This is a genomic window from Rhodococcus sp. B50 (assembly GCF_013602415.1).
GTDB lineage: Bacteria > Actinomycetota > Actinomycetes > Mycobacteriales > Mycobacteriaceae > Rhodococcus.
In genome coordinates, this window is the sequence record NZ_WPAG02000002.1 from 1,546,461 (window position 1) to 1,560,407 (window position 13,947).

Annotated in this window: 13 protein-coding genes and 4 tRNA genes; 5 read left to right on the forward strand and 12 right to left on the reverse strand. The window is 68.4% G+C overall.

The genetic code is table 11. The features are described from left to right. Nucleotides 1-38: 38 nt before the first annotated feature. From GON09_RS07435 to tesB, 3 genes are all read right to left on the reverse strand, one after another. On the reverse strand, nucleotides 39-791 hold the full coding sequence (locus GON09_RS07435; protein WP_016933013.1) for a YebC/PmpR family DNA-binding transcriptional regulator: 753 nt from the start codon (nucleotides 789-791) through the stop codon (nucleotides 39-41). Nucleotides 792-827: 36 nt separating this feature from the next. Continuing rightward, nucleotides 828-1,499, reverse strand: a complete 672-nt coding sequence (pdxT, locus tag GON09_RS07440; protein ID WP_213931250.1) for a pyridoxal 5'-phosphate synthase glutaminase subunit PdxT — start codon at nucleotides 1,497-1,499, stop codon at nucleotides 828-830. Nucleotides 1,500-1,593: 94 nt separating this feature from the next. Further along, nucleotides 1,594-2,418: an acyl-CoA thioesterase II gene (tesB, locus tag GON09_RS07445; protein WP_213931251.1), complete on the reverse strand. Its 825-nt coding sequence runs from the start codon at nucleotides 2,416-2,418 to the stop codon at nucleotides 1,594-1,596. 142 nt (nucleotides 2,419-2,560) lie between these two features. Here tesB and GON09_RS07450 point away from each other — a divergent pair, with 142 nt between their 5' ends. After that, a complete protein-coding gene (locus GON09_RS07450; protein WP_213931252.1) occupies nucleotides 2,561-3,382 on the forward strand; it encodes an alpha/beta fold hydrolase in 822 nt (273 codons plus the stop codon). Continuing rightward, nucleotides 3,379-4,575, forward strand: coding sequence for a SpoIIE family protein phosphatase (locus GON09_RS07455; protein WP_213931253.1), 1,197 nt, complete (start codon nucleotides 3,379-3,381; stop codon nucleotides 4,573-4,575). The genes GON09_RS07450 and GON09_RS07455 overlap by 4 nt, the downstream gene beginning before the upstream one ends. Nucleotides 4,576-4,580: 5 nt before the next feature. Here GON09_RS07455 and pdxS read toward each other — a convergent pair whose 3' ends face one another. The 9 genes from pdxS to GON09_RS07500 all read right to left on the reverse strand — a co-directional run bounded on the left by pdxS (nucleotide 4,581) and on the right by GON09_RS07500 (nucleotide 13,329). Continuing rightward, nucleotides 4,581-5,483 (reverse strand): pyridoxal 5'-phosphate synthase lyase subunit PdxS, encoded by a 903-nt coding sequence (pdxS, locus tag GON09_RS07460; RefSeq protein ID WP_213931254.1) that lies wholly within the window; start codon nucleotides 5,481-5,483, stop codon nucleotides 4,581-4,583. Between the two features lie 227 nt (nucleotides 5,484-5,710). Then, nucleotides 5,711-6,769: an NUDIX hydrolase gene (locus GON09_RS07465; RefSeq protein ID WP_213931255.1), complete on the reverse strand. Its 1,059-nt coding sequence runs from the start codon at nucleotides 6,767-6,769 to the stop codon at nucleotides 5,711-5,713. Beyond that, nucleotides 6,766-7,893, reverse strand: coding sequence for a glycosyltransferase family 4 protein (locus GON09_RS07470; protein ID WP_213931256.1), 1,128 nt, complete (start codon nucleotides 7,891-7,893; stop codon nucleotides 6,766-6,768). The genes GON09_RS07465 and GON09_RS07470 overlap by 4 nt, the downstream gene beginning before the upstream one ends. Continuing rightward, a complete protein-coding gene (locus tag GON09_RS07475; protein WP_213931257.1) occupies nucleotides 7,894-8,796 on the reverse strand; it encodes a phosphatidylinositol mannoside acyltransferase in 903 nt (300 codons plus the stop codon). Beyond that, nucleotides 8,793-9,464: a phosphatidylinositol phosphate synthase gene (pgsA, locus tag GON09_RS07480; RefSeq protein WP_213931258.1), complete on the reverse strand. Its 672-nt coding sequence runs from the start codon at nucleotides 9,462-9,464 to the stop codon at nucleotides 8,793-8,795. The genes GON09_RS07475 and pgsA overlap by 4 nt, the downstream gene beginning before the upstream one ends. Nucleotides 9,465-9,609: 145 nt before the next feature. Further along, a complete protein-coding gene (locus tag GON09_RS07485) occupies nucleotides 9,610-10,131 on the reverse strand; it encodes an HIT family protein (RefSeq protein ID WP_213934335.1) in 522 nt (173 codons plus the stop codon). Between the two features lie 59 nt (nucleotides 10,132-10,190). Continuing rightward, nucleotides 10,191-12,257 carry a threonine--tRNA ligase gene (thrS, locus tag GON09_RS07490; RefSeq protein ID WP_213931259.1) on the reverse strand — a complete coding sequence of 689 codons (2,067 nt, stop codon included), beginning with the start codon at nucleotides 12,255-12,257 and terminating at the stop codon, nucleotides 10,191-10,193. A 142-nt stretch (nucleotides 12,258-12,399) separates the two neighbouring features. Next, nucleotides 12,400-13,014 (reverse strand): DUF742 domain-containing protein, encoded by a 615-nt coding sequence (locus GON09_RS07495; protein WP_213931260.1) that lies wholly within the window; start codon nucleotides 13,012-13,014, stop codon nucleotides 12,400-12,402. A gap of 243 nt (nucleotides 13,015-13,257) precedes the next feature. Beyond that, nucleotides 13,258-13,329 (reverse strand) — tRNA-Val (locus tag GON09_RS07500). Nucleotides 13,330-13,683: 354 nt separating this feature from the next. On the opposite strand from GON09_RS07500, the gene GON09_RS07505 reads away from it, so the two are divergent. From GON09_RS07505 to GON09_RS07515, 3 genes are all read left to right on the forward strand, one after another. Continuing rightward, a tRNA-Gly gene (locus GON09_RS07505) sits at nucleotides 13,684-13,756 on the forward strand. Nucleotides 13,757-13,781: 25 nt separating this feature from the next. After that, a tRNA-Cys gene (locus GON09_RS07510) sits at nucleotides 13,782-13,852 on the forward strand. Between the two features lies 1 nt (nucleotide 13,853). Next, nucleotides 13,854-13,928 (forward strand) — tRNA-Val (locus GON09_RS07515). Nucleotides 13,929-13,947 lie beyond the last annotated feature (19 nt).

Here is a 13,947-nt window from a genome sequence, read left to right on the forward strand (position 1 = left end):
ACCCCGGCCGCTACGGACGAGTACGACGCGAGCGTCGTTCAGGCGTCGAGTTCTGCGAGCACGTCGTCGGAGATGTCGACGTTCGTGTAGACGTTCTGCACGTCGTCGCAATCCTCGAGCGCGTCGACCAGCTTCATGACCTTGCGCGCGCCCTCGGCGTCGACGGGCACCTCGACCGAGGCCCGGAAATCCGGATCGGCCGAGTCGTAGTCGATGCCGGCATCGACGAGTGCAGTGCGCACGGCGATCAGGTCGCTCGCCTCGGAAACGATCTCGAAGGAGTCGCCGAGATCGTTGATCTCCTCGGCGCCCGCTTCGAGAACGACCTCGAGGATCTCGTCCTCGGAGCGGTCGTTCTTCTCGAGCACCACCACGCCCTTGCGGGTGAACAGGTAGGCGACCGAGCCCGGGTCGGCCATGTTCCCGCCGTTACGGGTCATTGCCGTGCGGACCTCGCCGGCGGCGCGGTTGCGGTTGTCTGTCAAGCACTCGATGAGCAGCGCGACACCGTTGGGGCCGTAACCCTCGTAGGTGATGGTCTGCCAGTCGGCACCGCCGGCTTCCTCACCGCCGCCACGCTTGCGCGCACGCTCGATGTTGTCGTTCGGAACCGAGCTCTTCTTCGCCTTCTGGATGGCGTCGAACAGGGTCGGGTTACCCGCCGGGTCGCCACCGCCGGTCCGGGCCGCCACCTCGATGTTCTTGATGAGCTTCGCGAACATCTTGCCGCGCTTGGCGTCGATGACCGCCTTCTTGTGCTTGGTGGTGGCCCATTTGGAGTGGCCGCTCATTCGCTTCGAGCCCCTTCCGGCGAAGTGTGGTCGGCGTCAACCGACAGGTCGGAGCGTCGATTCTACCCGCCCCGGCTGTGGGATACCGCACGGCCGCTGGGTCGTCGAGCGCACGGTCTCCACGAACAGCCGGTGCACCCGATGGTCACCGGTGATCTCGGGATGGAAGGACGTCGCGATCACGGCGCCCTGACGTACCGCCACGACCCGTCCCATCGCCGGTCCGTCCGGCACCGTGGCGAGGACCTCGACGCCGGAACCGACCTCCTCCACCCAGGGCGCGCGGATGAACACCGCGCGCACCGGACCGTCGTCGAGACCCGTCATGGGCAGGTTGGTCTCGAACGAGGCCACCTGGCGGCCGAACGCGTTGCGGCGCACCACGATGTCGAGTGCGTCGAGGTGCTCGGCATCGTCGGTGGTGTCGAGCACGCGGGAGGCGAGCAGGATCATGCCGGCGCACGAACCGTAGGCGGGCAGCCCGGCTTTCAACCGGGCCCGCAGCGGCTCGAGCAGGTCGAACACGCGCAGCAGACGGCTGACAGTAGTGGATTCACCACCCGGAAGGACGAGGCCGTCGATCTCGTCGAGTTCGCGCTCGCGACGCACCGCGATCGTCCGCGCTCCCGCAGCCTCGAGGGCGCTGCGGTGTTCACGTACGTCGCCCTGCAGTGCCAGGACGCCGATCGTGGGGGAAGAAGTGGTCACCGTTGCCTGCCTGTCCGTTCGGGGTCGCCGGTGTGCAACGTCGGAACGCCGGACCCACGACGGATCCGAACGGCGCCCCGTCGGGACGTCCCGTTCAGGAATCGCGCAGGTACCGCGTGAGTCCTTCCTGCACCACCGCCGCGACCATGTTGCCGTTGCGATCGAAGATCCGCCCCTGGGTCAGTGCCCGTCCCAGCCCGGCGGAGGGTGACGTCTGGTCGTAGAGCAGCCAGTCGTCGGCGCGGAACGGCCGCAGGAACCACATCGCGTGGTCCAGCGACGCGCCCTGCGTCCGTTCGTCGTCGTGACCGACACTCGCCGAGCCGAGCAACGTCATGTCGCTCATGTACGCGAGGGTGCACACGTGGAAGACCGGGTCGTCGGGAAGGATCTCGCGGGACTTGAACCACACCTGCTGCTGCGCGGCCATCCTGCTCGACGAATCCATCCGGTCGCGGGGAACGAACCGGAAGTCCCACTCGGCCCACTCCTTCTTGGCCCACAGCAGGGTCGCGTCGTCGATCACGGTCTCCGGATCGGGCAGTTCCTCGGGAGCCGGCACCCGAGGCATCGTGTCCTGGTGTCCGATCCCCTCGTCGCGCACGTGGAACGACGCCGACATGGTGAAGATGGCCTTGCCGTCCTGGACGGCCGTCACACGCCGGGTGCAGAAGGAGCGGCCGTCGCGGATCCGGTCGACGAGGTAGACGATCTGCATCGTGGGATTGCCGGGGCGCAGAAAGTAGCCGTGCAGGGAATGCACCAGATAGTCGGGTTCGACGGTGCGTACCGCCGACACGAGTGCCTGCCCGGCGACCTGGCCACCGAACGTCCGCGGCAGCAGCGTCTCCGTCGCTATGCCCCGGAAGATGTCGTTCTCGATCTGTTCGAGCGCCAGGATCTGCTCGATCTTCGCCATGCGGTCTCCTTCTGTGCACTGTACGCAAGAAGGCTAGCTGCACAGACGTGTGCCGAACGCCACGTCCCCGGGAAGTCGTGGAGCGACCGGGATCGCCTTCGAGTACCGAATGTGACACCCTCGGGAAAACGGAGGGGGTGCGATGCAACACGTCATCGATGTGGTGCGCAGGAACAACGTGACCATCACGGGAAACCGATCGGGCCCGGTCGTCGTCCTCGCCCACGGTTTCGGCTGCGACCAGCATTTGTGGCGCCTGGTGATCCCGCGTCTCGAACCCGACTTCACCGTGGTGCGGTTCGACCATGTCGGTTCCGGCCGTTCCGATGCGACGGCCTGGGATCCCCGGCGTTATTCGCAGATGGACACCTACGCCGAGGACGTCGTCGACCTGTGCCGGGGTCTGGACCTCGGTCCGGTGGTCTTCGTCGGCCACTCGGTGAGCGCCTCGATCGGCGTCCTCGCCGCCGCTGCTGCCCCGGACGTCTTCGCCGGCCTCGTGCTCCTCGCGCCGTCCCCGTGTTTCATCGACGATCCCGCCACCGGTTACCGCGGCGGGTTCAGCGCAGCCGACATCGACGAGTTGCTCGAGTCCCTCGAGGCGAACTATCTGGGCTGGACCGAGTCGATGGCCCCGGTCATCATGGGCAATCCGGACCGGCCGGAGCTCGGTGACGAGCTCGCCGAGATCTTCTGCCGCACCGATCCCGCGGTGGCGCGGGTCTTCGCCCGGGTGACCTTCCTGTCCGACAACCGTGCCGACTTGGCGGCGGTGTCGGTGCCCACACTCGTCGCCCAGTGCGCGCACGATGCGATCGCTCCGCGCGCGGTCGGTACATTCGTTCACGAGCAGATCCCCGGGAGCGAGCTCATGACCCTGAACGCGACCGGCCACTGCCCACAGCTCAGCGCACCCGAAGAGACCGCCGCCGTGATCGCGGCGTTCGCACGCAGATCGGGGTGACGGCGACGACCGACCAGATTCTCGATCCCTGCCTGCGCCACAGCGACATGCTCTTCGAGAACGCGCCGTGCGGATTCCTGACGACGCTGCCCGACGGCCGGATCACCGACGTCAACCGGACGCTGACGGACTGGCTCGGATACCCGAGCGACGAGCTGGTGGGCAGGCGGTACTTCTCCGACCTGCTCAGCGTGGGCGGCCGCATCTACCACGAGACCCACTACGCTCCTCTCCTGCTCATGCAGGGGCAGATCAACGGGATCGCTCTCGAACTCGTCCGAGCCGACCGGACCCGGCTGCCCGTCCTGGCCGCGTCCGTCGTGGAGTCCGATGCCGAGGGCAGGCCGGCACTGATCCGCACCATGCTCTTCGACGCCCGCGAGCGCCGGGCCTACGAGTCGGAGCTGCTGCGCGCCCGCCGGGAGGCGGAACTCGAGCGCGAACGGCTCCGCACGGTCAACACCACTCTCCAGGCGACGCTTCTTCCGCCGAACCTGCCCGAGGTACCGGGACTCGAGGTCGACGCGTACTACCACATCGCGTCTGCCGACGAGGTCGGCGGCGACTTCTACGACCTGTTCCCCGCGCGTACCGGCACATGGGGGCTGTTCCTCGGCGACGTGTGCGGAAAGGGCGCCCGCGCAGCAGCGGTGACGTCGATCGTCCGGTACACCTTGCGTGCCGCGGCGGTCTACGAGACGGACCCGTCGGCGGCGCTCAGGACGCTCAACACGACCCTGCTCGACGAACGCAACAGCGACGCGCGAGCACCCTTCTGCACGCTCGCCTTCGGCACGGTCGCGCCCGACCCGGCGTCGGGAAGGAGCGCCATCCGCCTCGCTTCGGGTGGGCATCCGCCGCCGATCCTCGTGCGCGCGGACGGCAGCGTCGGTTATCTGCCCACGGTCGGCGGACAACTGATCGGGATGCTGCCTGCCCCACGGCTCGTCGAGCACGCCTTCGCGTTGTGCCCCGGCGACACGCTGCTGCTGTACACCGACGGCGTGAGCGAGGCACTCGTCTCCGGCGGCACCCGTGAGCGCTTCGGGGAGGAACGGCTGCTCGACCACGTCCGCGCGTCGAAGCCGACAACCGCCGCCGGGGCCGTCGGGGCCGTGCGCGAGGTGCTCGCGACGCTCGGGGAGGGCGTGCAGGACGACGTCGCCCTGCTCGCCCTGCACGCACCCCGGTAGAACGATCACCAACCGCGTTCGGCGAGCCGGTGGGGCTGCGGGATCTCGTCGACGTTGATGCCGACCATTGCCTCGCCGAGACCACGCGAGACCTTCGCGAGCACGTCCGGATCGTCGTGGAAGGTGGTGGCCTTGACGATCGCGGCCGCGCGCTGGGCGGGGTTGCCCGACTTGAAGATCCCGGATCCGACGAACACGCCCTCGGCGCCGAGCTGCATCATCATCGCCGCGTCGGCGGGGGTGGCGATGCCACCGGCGGTGAAGAGCGTGACGGGCAATTTGCCCGCCCGCGCGACCTCCACGACGAGATCGTACGGCGCCTGGAGTTCCTTCGCGGCGACGTAGAGCTCGTCCTCGGGAAGCGAGGTCAGGCGCCGGATCTCCTGGCGGATCCGGCGCATGTGGGTCGTGGCGTTCGAGACATCGCCTGTACCGGCCTCGCCCTTCGAACGGATCATCGCCGCGCCCTCGTTGATACGGCGCAATGCTTCACCGAGATTCGTGGCACCGCACACGAACGGCACGGTGAACGCGAACTTGTCGATGTGGTTCTCGTAGTCGGCGGGGGTGAGCACCTCCGACTCGTCGATGTAGTCGACGCCGAGGGCCTGCAGGATCTGGGCCTCCACGAAGTGGCCGATGCGCGCCTTGGCCATGACGGGGATCGAGACGGCCTCGATGATGCCGTCGATCATGTCGGGATCGCTCATGCGCGACACGCCGCCCTGCGCGCGGATGTCGGCGGGAACGCGTTCGAGGGCCATGACCGCCACCGCGCCGGCGTCCTCGGCGATCTTCGCCTGATCGGCGGTCACCACGTCCATGATCACCCCGCCCTTGAGCATTTCGGCCATGCCGCGCTTGACGCGGGCGGTGCCGGTGACGGGGGCGGTGTCGGGGCTGGTCACGATGGGGGTTCCTCCTCGGTGGACGGATCGGCGAATGCCGCCGGCGCACGAGCGACGGACAGCGGTCCCCAGCCTAGGACCGCATCCAGGCCGTACCCATAGCCAGTTGAAAACAACTGGACTGCATACTGCCGGTCCACTCCCCCATCCGGAACACGGGACGTTCCGATCATGCCGATCCGAACCGTCCAGTTCCGCGGACTGGCCCGCACTCGCACGCGCCTGGCTCAGTGGATCGCGCGGATCTCCGGTTCGCGTCGCCGCGTCGCGACCTGCCGCGCCTCGTCGAGTAGCTCCGGCAGATCCTGTGGGTAGACCGCGTTCCCGGCTCGCACCAGCGCCTGCAGTTCCTCGTCGTCGAACCAGCGGTGTTCGAGGCGCATGCTGCGCTCGAGATCGGTGAAACCGTCGGCCGCGGGTTCGAACGACGGCACCCGCACCGCGAAGAACAGCTCCTCCGAATGCAGGACCTCACCGTTGAACGGGAAGACCGCCACGCGCCGCCACATCGGCCCGCACAGGCGGTCGCGATCGACGCGGAGGCCCGTCTCCTCCGCGATCTCCCGGAGCGCGGCCGTCGCCAGGTCCTCGCCACCCTCGACCGCGCCGCCGACCGTGAACCAGAAGTGCCGCTCGGGCTCCGCCGGGTCGTGTCCGCGCAGGAGCAGGACCCGACCGTCCTCGTCGAGCAGCACGACCCTGGCCGACGTGCGTGCCCGATCCGGAATCGGAGAGGTGCGGGCAGCAGGAACGGGAGTGGGAGCGACGGGAGGTGCGGCCGCGACCGCACCCGCGCGCTCGGCGATCTCGAAGTAGGTGGGCAGCGGAGCCGTGCCCCCGAGATGCAGCCAGCGGACCGGCCTACGGGCACGCAACGCCAAGGTGTCGCGCACCGCGTCGTTGTGGAAGCGGCGGGCGATGAGGACCCGTGCCTCCGCGTCCGCGAGTTCGGCTACGAGCTGGGGCCGCAACCGGCCGGTCTCCAGCCGTGCCAGGGCCGCCGACAACGCATTCTCGGCTTCCTCGCGCCGAGTGCGGTCGGCCCGCTCTGCGGTGTCTGCGAGCAGTGCGAGTGCGCGTCCCTCCGGCACCGGGATGGACGCCGCGATGCTCCGTACGACCACCGCGCGCCGGGCCAGGGAGGCGTCGAGTGCGTGCCAGGACAGATCCGAGCGCACGTGGAGGCGGTCGAGGCGGTTGGCGGTGGAATAGGCCCACACGCCGATCGCCACGACGACAGCGGCCACCAGCGACAGGACCAGGATCGTCACCGCGCTGACGGTCACGACCGGACCTCCCGAACCGGACCGGCCCCGACGGTGACGGTCTCGTAGACCCGCAGGATCTGCTCCGCGACCACCGGCCAGTCGTAGGCCTCGACCACCATGGATCCGAAGTCGACCAGTGCCTGCCGGCGGTCGTCGTCGTCGAGGACCTCGAGGATGCCGCGTGCGAGTGCGTCGGCGTCGCCGACCGGGACGAGGACACCGGCCTGCCCGTCGCGCAGCACCCGGCGGAAGGCGTCGAGCTGGGAGGCGACGACGGCCGTCCCCGCAGCCATTGCCTCGACGAGCACGATGCCGAAGCTCTCACCGCCGAGGTTCGGCGCGCAGTACACGTCGGCGCTGCGCATCGCGGACGCCTTGTCGTCGTCGTCGACCTGCCCGAGGAGGCGCAGGTGCCGGAAGTAGCGTCCGGCTTCCTTCCGCAAGCGGTCCTCGTCGCCCCGGCCGACCACGAGGATCTCGATGTCGGGGTGACGCGCGACGAGTGCGGGCAGCGCGCCGAGCAGAACATCCATGCCCTTGCGGGATTCGTCGTACCGGCCGAGGAACAGCACGGTGCGGCCCGCTCGCGGGTAGCCCGGCAGCAGCGGGGCGTGTCGGAAGAACGGCACGTCGACGCCGTTGGGGATCTCGACCGCGTCGGCACCGAGGGATGTGACCTGCCACCGCCTGGCCAGTTCGGACACCGCGATCCGGCCGCTGATCTTCTCGAGATAGGGCTGCAGGACACCCTGGAAAGTGCTGAGCACGAGCGATTTCGTCGTGGAGGTGTGGAAGGTCGCCACGATCGGTCCTTCCGCCACCTTGAGCGCGAGCATCGACAGGCTCGGCGCGTTCGGTTCGTGGATGTGGAGGACGTCGAAGTCGTTGTCGTTGATCCAGCGGCGGACCCGCGCGTAGGAGACCGGCCCGAAGCTCAGTCGCGCGACGGACCCGTTGTAGGGGATGGCGACGGCGCGGCCCGCGGAGACGACGAAGTCGGGCAGGGCCGTCGTCTCCGACGCGGGTGCCAGCACGCTCACCTCGTGCCCGCGGCCGATGAGGACCTCCGCGAGGTCCACGACATGTGCCTGTACTCCGCCGGGAACGTCGAAGGAGTACGGGCAGACCATCCCGATCCTCACCTACGCCTCCATCCGGGCCCGGCGGGCTTCCGACAGGTCGTCGAGCCACAACGGTTGCAGCATGTGCCAGTCCTCGGGGTGTGCGGTGATGTTCGCGGCGAACCGGTCGGCGAGAACCTGCGTGGCCGCGTCGATCCCGACGCTCGCGTCGATCTCCGGATCCACACGGAACCCCCAGCCGTCCTCGGTGAACCAGCAGTGCACCGGCAGCAACGCCGCGCCGGTGTCGATGGCAAGTTTCGCCGGTCCGGCAGGCATCCGGGTCGGTTCGCCGAAGAAGGTGACCGGGACTCCCTTGCGGGCGAGGTCGCGTTCTCCGAGCAGGCACACGATCCGGTTGTCGCGCAGCCGCGCGGCCAGCTCCCCGAAGGGGGGTGTCTCGCCGCCGCTCGACGGGAAGATCTCGAACCCGAGCCCCTCGCGGTACTCGAGGAAACGCCGGTAGAGGGATTCCGGCTGCAAGCGTTCCGCGACCGTGGTCAATCCGCCGAAGTAGCGGACGCACCACACCCCGGCAAGGTCCCAGTTCCCGCTGTGCGGCAGGGCGAGGATCACGCCGCGACCGGCGGCCAGCGCGGCCTCGATGTGCTCGCGACCCTCGATGGACGCATCGATCGACGCCGCCATCGCGTCGAGATCCATCGACGGCAGGCGGAACGCCTCACGCCAGTAGCGCGCGTAGGACCGCACCGAACTCCGGATCAGCTCGTCGGGCACCTCGTGCGGTTGTACCCCGAGCACCCGTCCGAGATTGCGTCGCAGTTGCTGCGGTCCGCCGCCGCGGCGTGCCGCGAGGTCGGCGCCGGCGTCGAACAACCGTCTCGCGACGCCGTCGGGTAGTGCCCGGACCAGGCGCCAACCGCCCGCGTACGCCAGATCGGACGCGTTCTCGGTGAAGCTCACTGCGCTCCCTCGTTGTCCTGGGGTGCGGTGCCACTGTTCCCGGCCGGTGTGATGGGGAGTAGTTCGCGCGCTCCTGCGGAGTTGCGGACGGCGAGAACCCGCTGGAAGACGGTGATCACCGATCCGACGACGAGCAGCCACATCGCGATGTGGATCGCCCAGTCGAGGCCGAGTCCGGTGAGGCCGGCTCCCACCAGCACGATCACGAGCCGGTCGGGACGCTCGATCAGACCGCCGTCGGCGGACAGTCCGCTCGCCTCGGCACGCGCCTTCGCGTACGAGATGACCTGCGAGGTCACCAAGCAGATCAGGGTGGCGACGAACAGCGGACGGCTCTGCTCGTGATAGACCGCCCACCACGCGAGACCGGCGAAGATCGCGCCGTCGGCGATCCGGTCGCAGGTCGCGTCGAGGACCGCGCCGAACCGGGTCCCACCACCGCGGGCCCGTGCCATCGCGCCGTCGAGCATGTCGAACATCACGAACAGCCAGATGACCATCGCGCCCCAGAACAGGTATCCCATCGGGAACAGGGTCACGGCGGCGGCAACCGTGGCGACGGTGCCGACCAGGGTGACCGCATCCGGAGTCAGGCCGGTACGGATCAGGGCCTTACCGAGCGGCGCGGTGACCTTCGACACCGACGCACGCCCGAAGAAGCTCAGCATCCCGCGACCCCTGTCTTCCTGTCCGACCGTTGTGTCCGGAATCCGATCCTGCCACGAGTCGGGCCGAAGATGCGCGGGTGGCTCGCGGCAGATCTGCGGGCGGCACCGGGCGTGCGCTGCGATCTCGTCGGCTCGGGACGCGCTCTCACTCGTCCCATGCCGAGGCGAGCAGCGCACGGGTGTCGCGCAGCAGCTGCACCATCACCTTCGACCCGCCGAGGACCGTGATGAAGTTGGCGTCGCCGCCCCAGCGCGGCACGACGTGCAGGTGGAGATGCTCGGCCAGCGAGCCTCCTGCCGCGGCACCGAGGTTCAGGCCGACATTGAAGCCGTGCGGACGCGACACCCGCTTGATGACACGAAGCGCACGCTGGGCGAACTGCATGAGCTCGGCGCTCTCGTCGGGCGTCAGGTCCTCGAGATTGGCGACCCGGCGGTACGGCACCACCATCAGGTGTCCGGGGTTGTACGGGTACAGGTTGAGCACCGCGTACACCAGTTCGCCGCGAGCGACGACGAGGCCTTCCTCGTCGGACATCTTCGGGATGTCGGTGAAGGGTTCGTACGGCTCTTCGCGACCGCGCGGGGACTCGGTGATGTACGACATCCGGTGCGGCGACCACAGGCGCTGCAGGTGGTCGGACTCCCCCACACCGCGATCGACCATGGAAGCGGGACTGTCGTCGGTCGCGGGGATGTCGGCCGGCCCCGGAGTGCGGTCGCCTGTCACGACGAGCTGCCTTCCCCACCGGACCCGACGAGCTCGGCGGTGGGCGAGGCATTTTCGCGGCGACGGACCCACTCGGTCACGATCCGCACGGCCTCGTCGACCGGCACGCCGTTGACCTGGGTGCCGTCGCGGAAGCGGAAGCTGACCGCGCCGGCCGCGACGTCGCGCTCGCCGGCGAGCAGCATGAACGGCACCTTCTGCGTGGTGTGGGTGCGGATCTTCTTCTGCATGCGGTCGTCGGAGACGTCGACGTCGGCCCGGATCCCCTGCGCCTTCAGCTTGCCCACGACGTCGAACAAATGGTCTTCGAAGTCGGCGGCGACGGGAATGCCCACGACCTGTACGGGTGAGAGCCACGCCGGGAAGGCACCGGCGTAGTGCTCGGTGAGCACGCCGAAGAACCGCTCGATCGATCCGAAGAGCGCGCGGTGGATCATGACGGGCCGGTGCTTCGCCCCGTCGGTGCCGGTGTACTCGAGTTCGAACCGCTCGGGCAGGTTGAAGTCGAGCTGGATGGTCGACATCTGCCAGTTCCGGCCGAGAGCATCCTTGACCTGCACCGAGATCTTCGGACCGTAGAAGGCGGCGCCGCCCGGATCCGGGACGAGGTGCAGACCGGAGGCCTCGGCGACCTCGCGCAGGGTGTCGGTCGCGACGTCCCACAGCTCGTCGCTGCCGACGAACTTCTTCGGGTTCTTCGTCGACAGTTCGAGGTAGTAGTCGTCGAGCCCGTAGTCCTTCAGCAGGTCGAGGATGAAGTTCAGGACGCTGGTGAGCTCGTCGCGCATCTGCTCCGGGGTGCAGAAGATGTGCGCGTCGTCCTGCGTCATGCCGCGCACCCGGGTGAGCCCGTGGATGACACCGGACTTCTCGTAGCGGTAGACCGAGCCGAATTCGAACATGCGCAGCGGCAGTTCACGATAGGAGCGCCCGCGCGACCGGAAGATCAGGTCGTGCATCGGGCAGTTCATGGGCTTGAGGTAGTAGTCCTGCCCCGGCTTGCGCACGGTGCCGTCCTCATCGAGCTCCTCGTCGATGTGCATCGCGGGGAACATGCCGTCGCGGTACCAGTCGAGGTGGCCGGAGACCTCGTAGAGGTGGCCCTTGGTGATGTGCGGGGAGTACACGAAGTCGTATCCGGCCTCGACATGCCGCTGGCGCGAATAGTTCTCCATCTCCTGGCGGATGATGCCGCCCTTCGGATGGAAGACCGGCAATCCCGAGCCGAGCTCGTCGGGAAACGAGAACAGGTCGAGTTCGGTGCCGAGCTTGCGGTGGTCGCGGCGCTCGGCCTCGGCGAGGAGTTCGAGGTGCTCGTCGAGCGCCTCGGTGGACTCCCAGGCCGTGCCGTAGATGCGCTGCAGGCCCGCGTTGTCCTGGTCGCCGCGCCAGTACGCCGCGGAACTGCGCGTGAGCTTGAACGCCGGGATGAACTTGGTGGTGGGCACGTGCGGGCCGCGGCACAGGTCCTTCCAGACGAGCTCACCCGTGCGGGGGTTGAGATTGTCGTAGATGGTCAGTTCCTTGCCGCCGACCTCCATCACCTCGGGGTCGTCGATGCCCGACTTGTCGTCGATGAGTTCGAGTTTGAAGGGTTCGTCCTTCAGTTCCTCGCGGGCGTCCTCGAGGCTGTCGACGACACGGCGCGAGAAGCGCTGGGCGTCCTTGACGATCTTCTTCATCCGCTTCTCGAGCTTCGCGAGATCCTCCGGCGTGAAGGGACGCTCGACCTGGAAGTCGTAGTAGAAACCGTCGCGGATCGGCGGGCCGATGCCGAGCTTGGCGTCAGGGAACTCCTGCTGGACGGCCTGCGCGAGCACGTGGGCGGCCGAGTGGCGGATGACGCTGCGGCCGTCCTCGGTGTCGGCGCCGACGGCCTCGACCTCGACGTCCGATTCCGGCGTCCAGGAGAGATCGCGCAGCGCGCCTTCGGAGTCGCGGACGACCACGATCGTGTCGGGTCCCTTGGTGGGCAGACCCGCGTCACGGACCGCCGCGCCCGCAGTGGTCCCCGCGGGCACCCGGACGATCGTGGCTGGTTTCGCGGATGCGGGCGTGGTCACTGTGACGGACTCCTCGGCTCGATGCCTGATACGTGGTCGTCGCCGGGCACGTGCTGCGGTCGACGATCGCGAGCACACGGCAACTTCATCATGCTATCGACATCCGCCCGGGCGGCGAACACAGGGAGCCGACCGGAGAAGCTCAGAGGTGGTTCAGACCCGTCAGCACCCGTTCGAGCAGTTCGACGTTCGGTCCCACCTTGTCGGCCGTGCGGTGCACGGTGATCTCACCGGTCGCCGCGAGGTCGCCGACCAGCACCCGAGCGACACCGAGCGGGATCCGGGCGAGTGCCGCGATTTCCATGATCGATCGGGGTTGAGCACACAGCCCCAGGACGAGTCGGTGCTCGTCCATGGCCGGACCGGACTCACTGCCCATCGCGGAGGGGACGGCCGACACGAGCGCTTCGAGAGGTAACTCGACCTCGGCTCGGGTGCGTCCCCCGCTCCGCACGAACGGGCGCACGAACGACGACGTCTCTGGCTGGTTCATGTCCTCGATTCCCACACTGGTCCCGGTGCCCGCATCCCGGCCGGCCGGCTGCGCTGCGTAGGTCTGCTGCGCTGCGTCGGCCGGCTGCGCTGCGGGTCGGTTCACCTCGGTGGCCGCGACCTCGTCGACGACGAGGTCCGGCTCGTGGTGATCCCGTACCGGCACGGCGTGATCCGCCGGCCGCCGACGTCGACGGGACCGGCCGGATCCGAATCTCGCCCCGGTCGCCCCCACGACCGGCCATTCGCTGTCCGCAACGCTCATCCGGACGTGTCCTCCTCGACGACCACGATCCTGCCATCACTACGCGCACTTCGGCCACAAGCACCACAGCTGTGCCCACACGCCACCTGTGGACGAGCCCGACGCGGGCCGGTTGCGGTTCGAAGGAAACATGCGCTCGCGGGCGTCCCGCCCGACCGGGCGCCGCGCACGCGCTCAACGATGTCATCACGGTACGAAAAAAGGCACCCCGACCGGGGTGCCTTTCGTCACTGTCTCTCTCGGTGGTCCCGGCTGGGATCGAACCAGCGACCTCCCCGGTGTGAACGGGACGCTCTTCCACTGAGCCACGGGACCGGGCCGCATCGCAGCGGCTCGAACGAGATGGAACACTAACACGCTCCCGCCATGAAGACGAATCGCCTGGTCGCAGCGTTTCCGGCCGCAACCTCGCGCGCGTGTACGCGAGCGGGATGTCGGCCTCGGAGACCCGAGGTGGCCGAACGGACCACTCCCCGGACCGGGAGACCACAAGTGCCCGACAGCCCTCCCCGACGGCCCCGCGGGGCGCCTCCCGAGGGGACATCAGCCGGTCACCTTCGCGAAATCTGCCGGTTTTCTGCCGTTGACCTGCGGATTTGTGCGTTTCGTAGATGCTCGGCTACTGTTTTGAACCGCACCACGGAGAGCAAGACGCCGAGCGGTGCGAATGCGGATGTAGCGCAGCTGGTAGCGCATCACCTTGCCAAGGTGAGGGTCGCGGGTTCGAATCCCGTCATCCGCTCGAGAGGTTGGACTCGACCTTTTACGGTGGAGTGGCCGAGTGGTGAGGCAACGGCCTGCAAAGCCGTGCACACGGGTTCGATTCCCGTCTCCACCTCGCGCGATTAGCTCAGCGGGAGAGCGCTTCCCTGACACGGAAGAGGTCACTGGTTCAATCCCAGTATCGCGCACCAGGTTCGACCAGCACGTGGG

Bases quoted from the DNA above. Each gene is read 5' to 3' on its own strand.
- GON09_RS07435 (WP_016933013.1), bottom strand. From the start codon at position 791: ATGAGCGGCCACTCCAAATGGGCCACCACCAAGCACAAGAAGGCGGTC.
- tesB (WP_213931251.1), bottom strand. From the start codon at position 2,418: ATGGCGAAGATCGAGCAGATCCTGGCGCTCGAACAGATCGAGAACGAC.
- GON09_RS07450 (WP_213931252.1), top strand. From the start codon at position 2,561: ATGCAACACGTCATCGATGTGGTGCGCAGGAACAACGTGACCATCACG.
- pgsA (WP_213931258.1), bottom strand. From the start codon at position 9,464: ATGCTGAGCTTCTTCGGGCGTGCGTCGGTGTCGAAGGTCACCGCGCCG.
- GON09_RS07485 (WP_213934335.1), bottom strand. From the start codon at position 10,131: ATGGTCGATCGCGGTGTGGGGGAGTCCGACCACCTGCAGCGCCTGTGG.
- GON09_RS07495 (WP_213931260.1), bottom strand. From the start codon at position 13,014: ATGAGCGTTGCGGACAGCGAATGGCCGGTCGTGGGGGCGACCGGGGCG.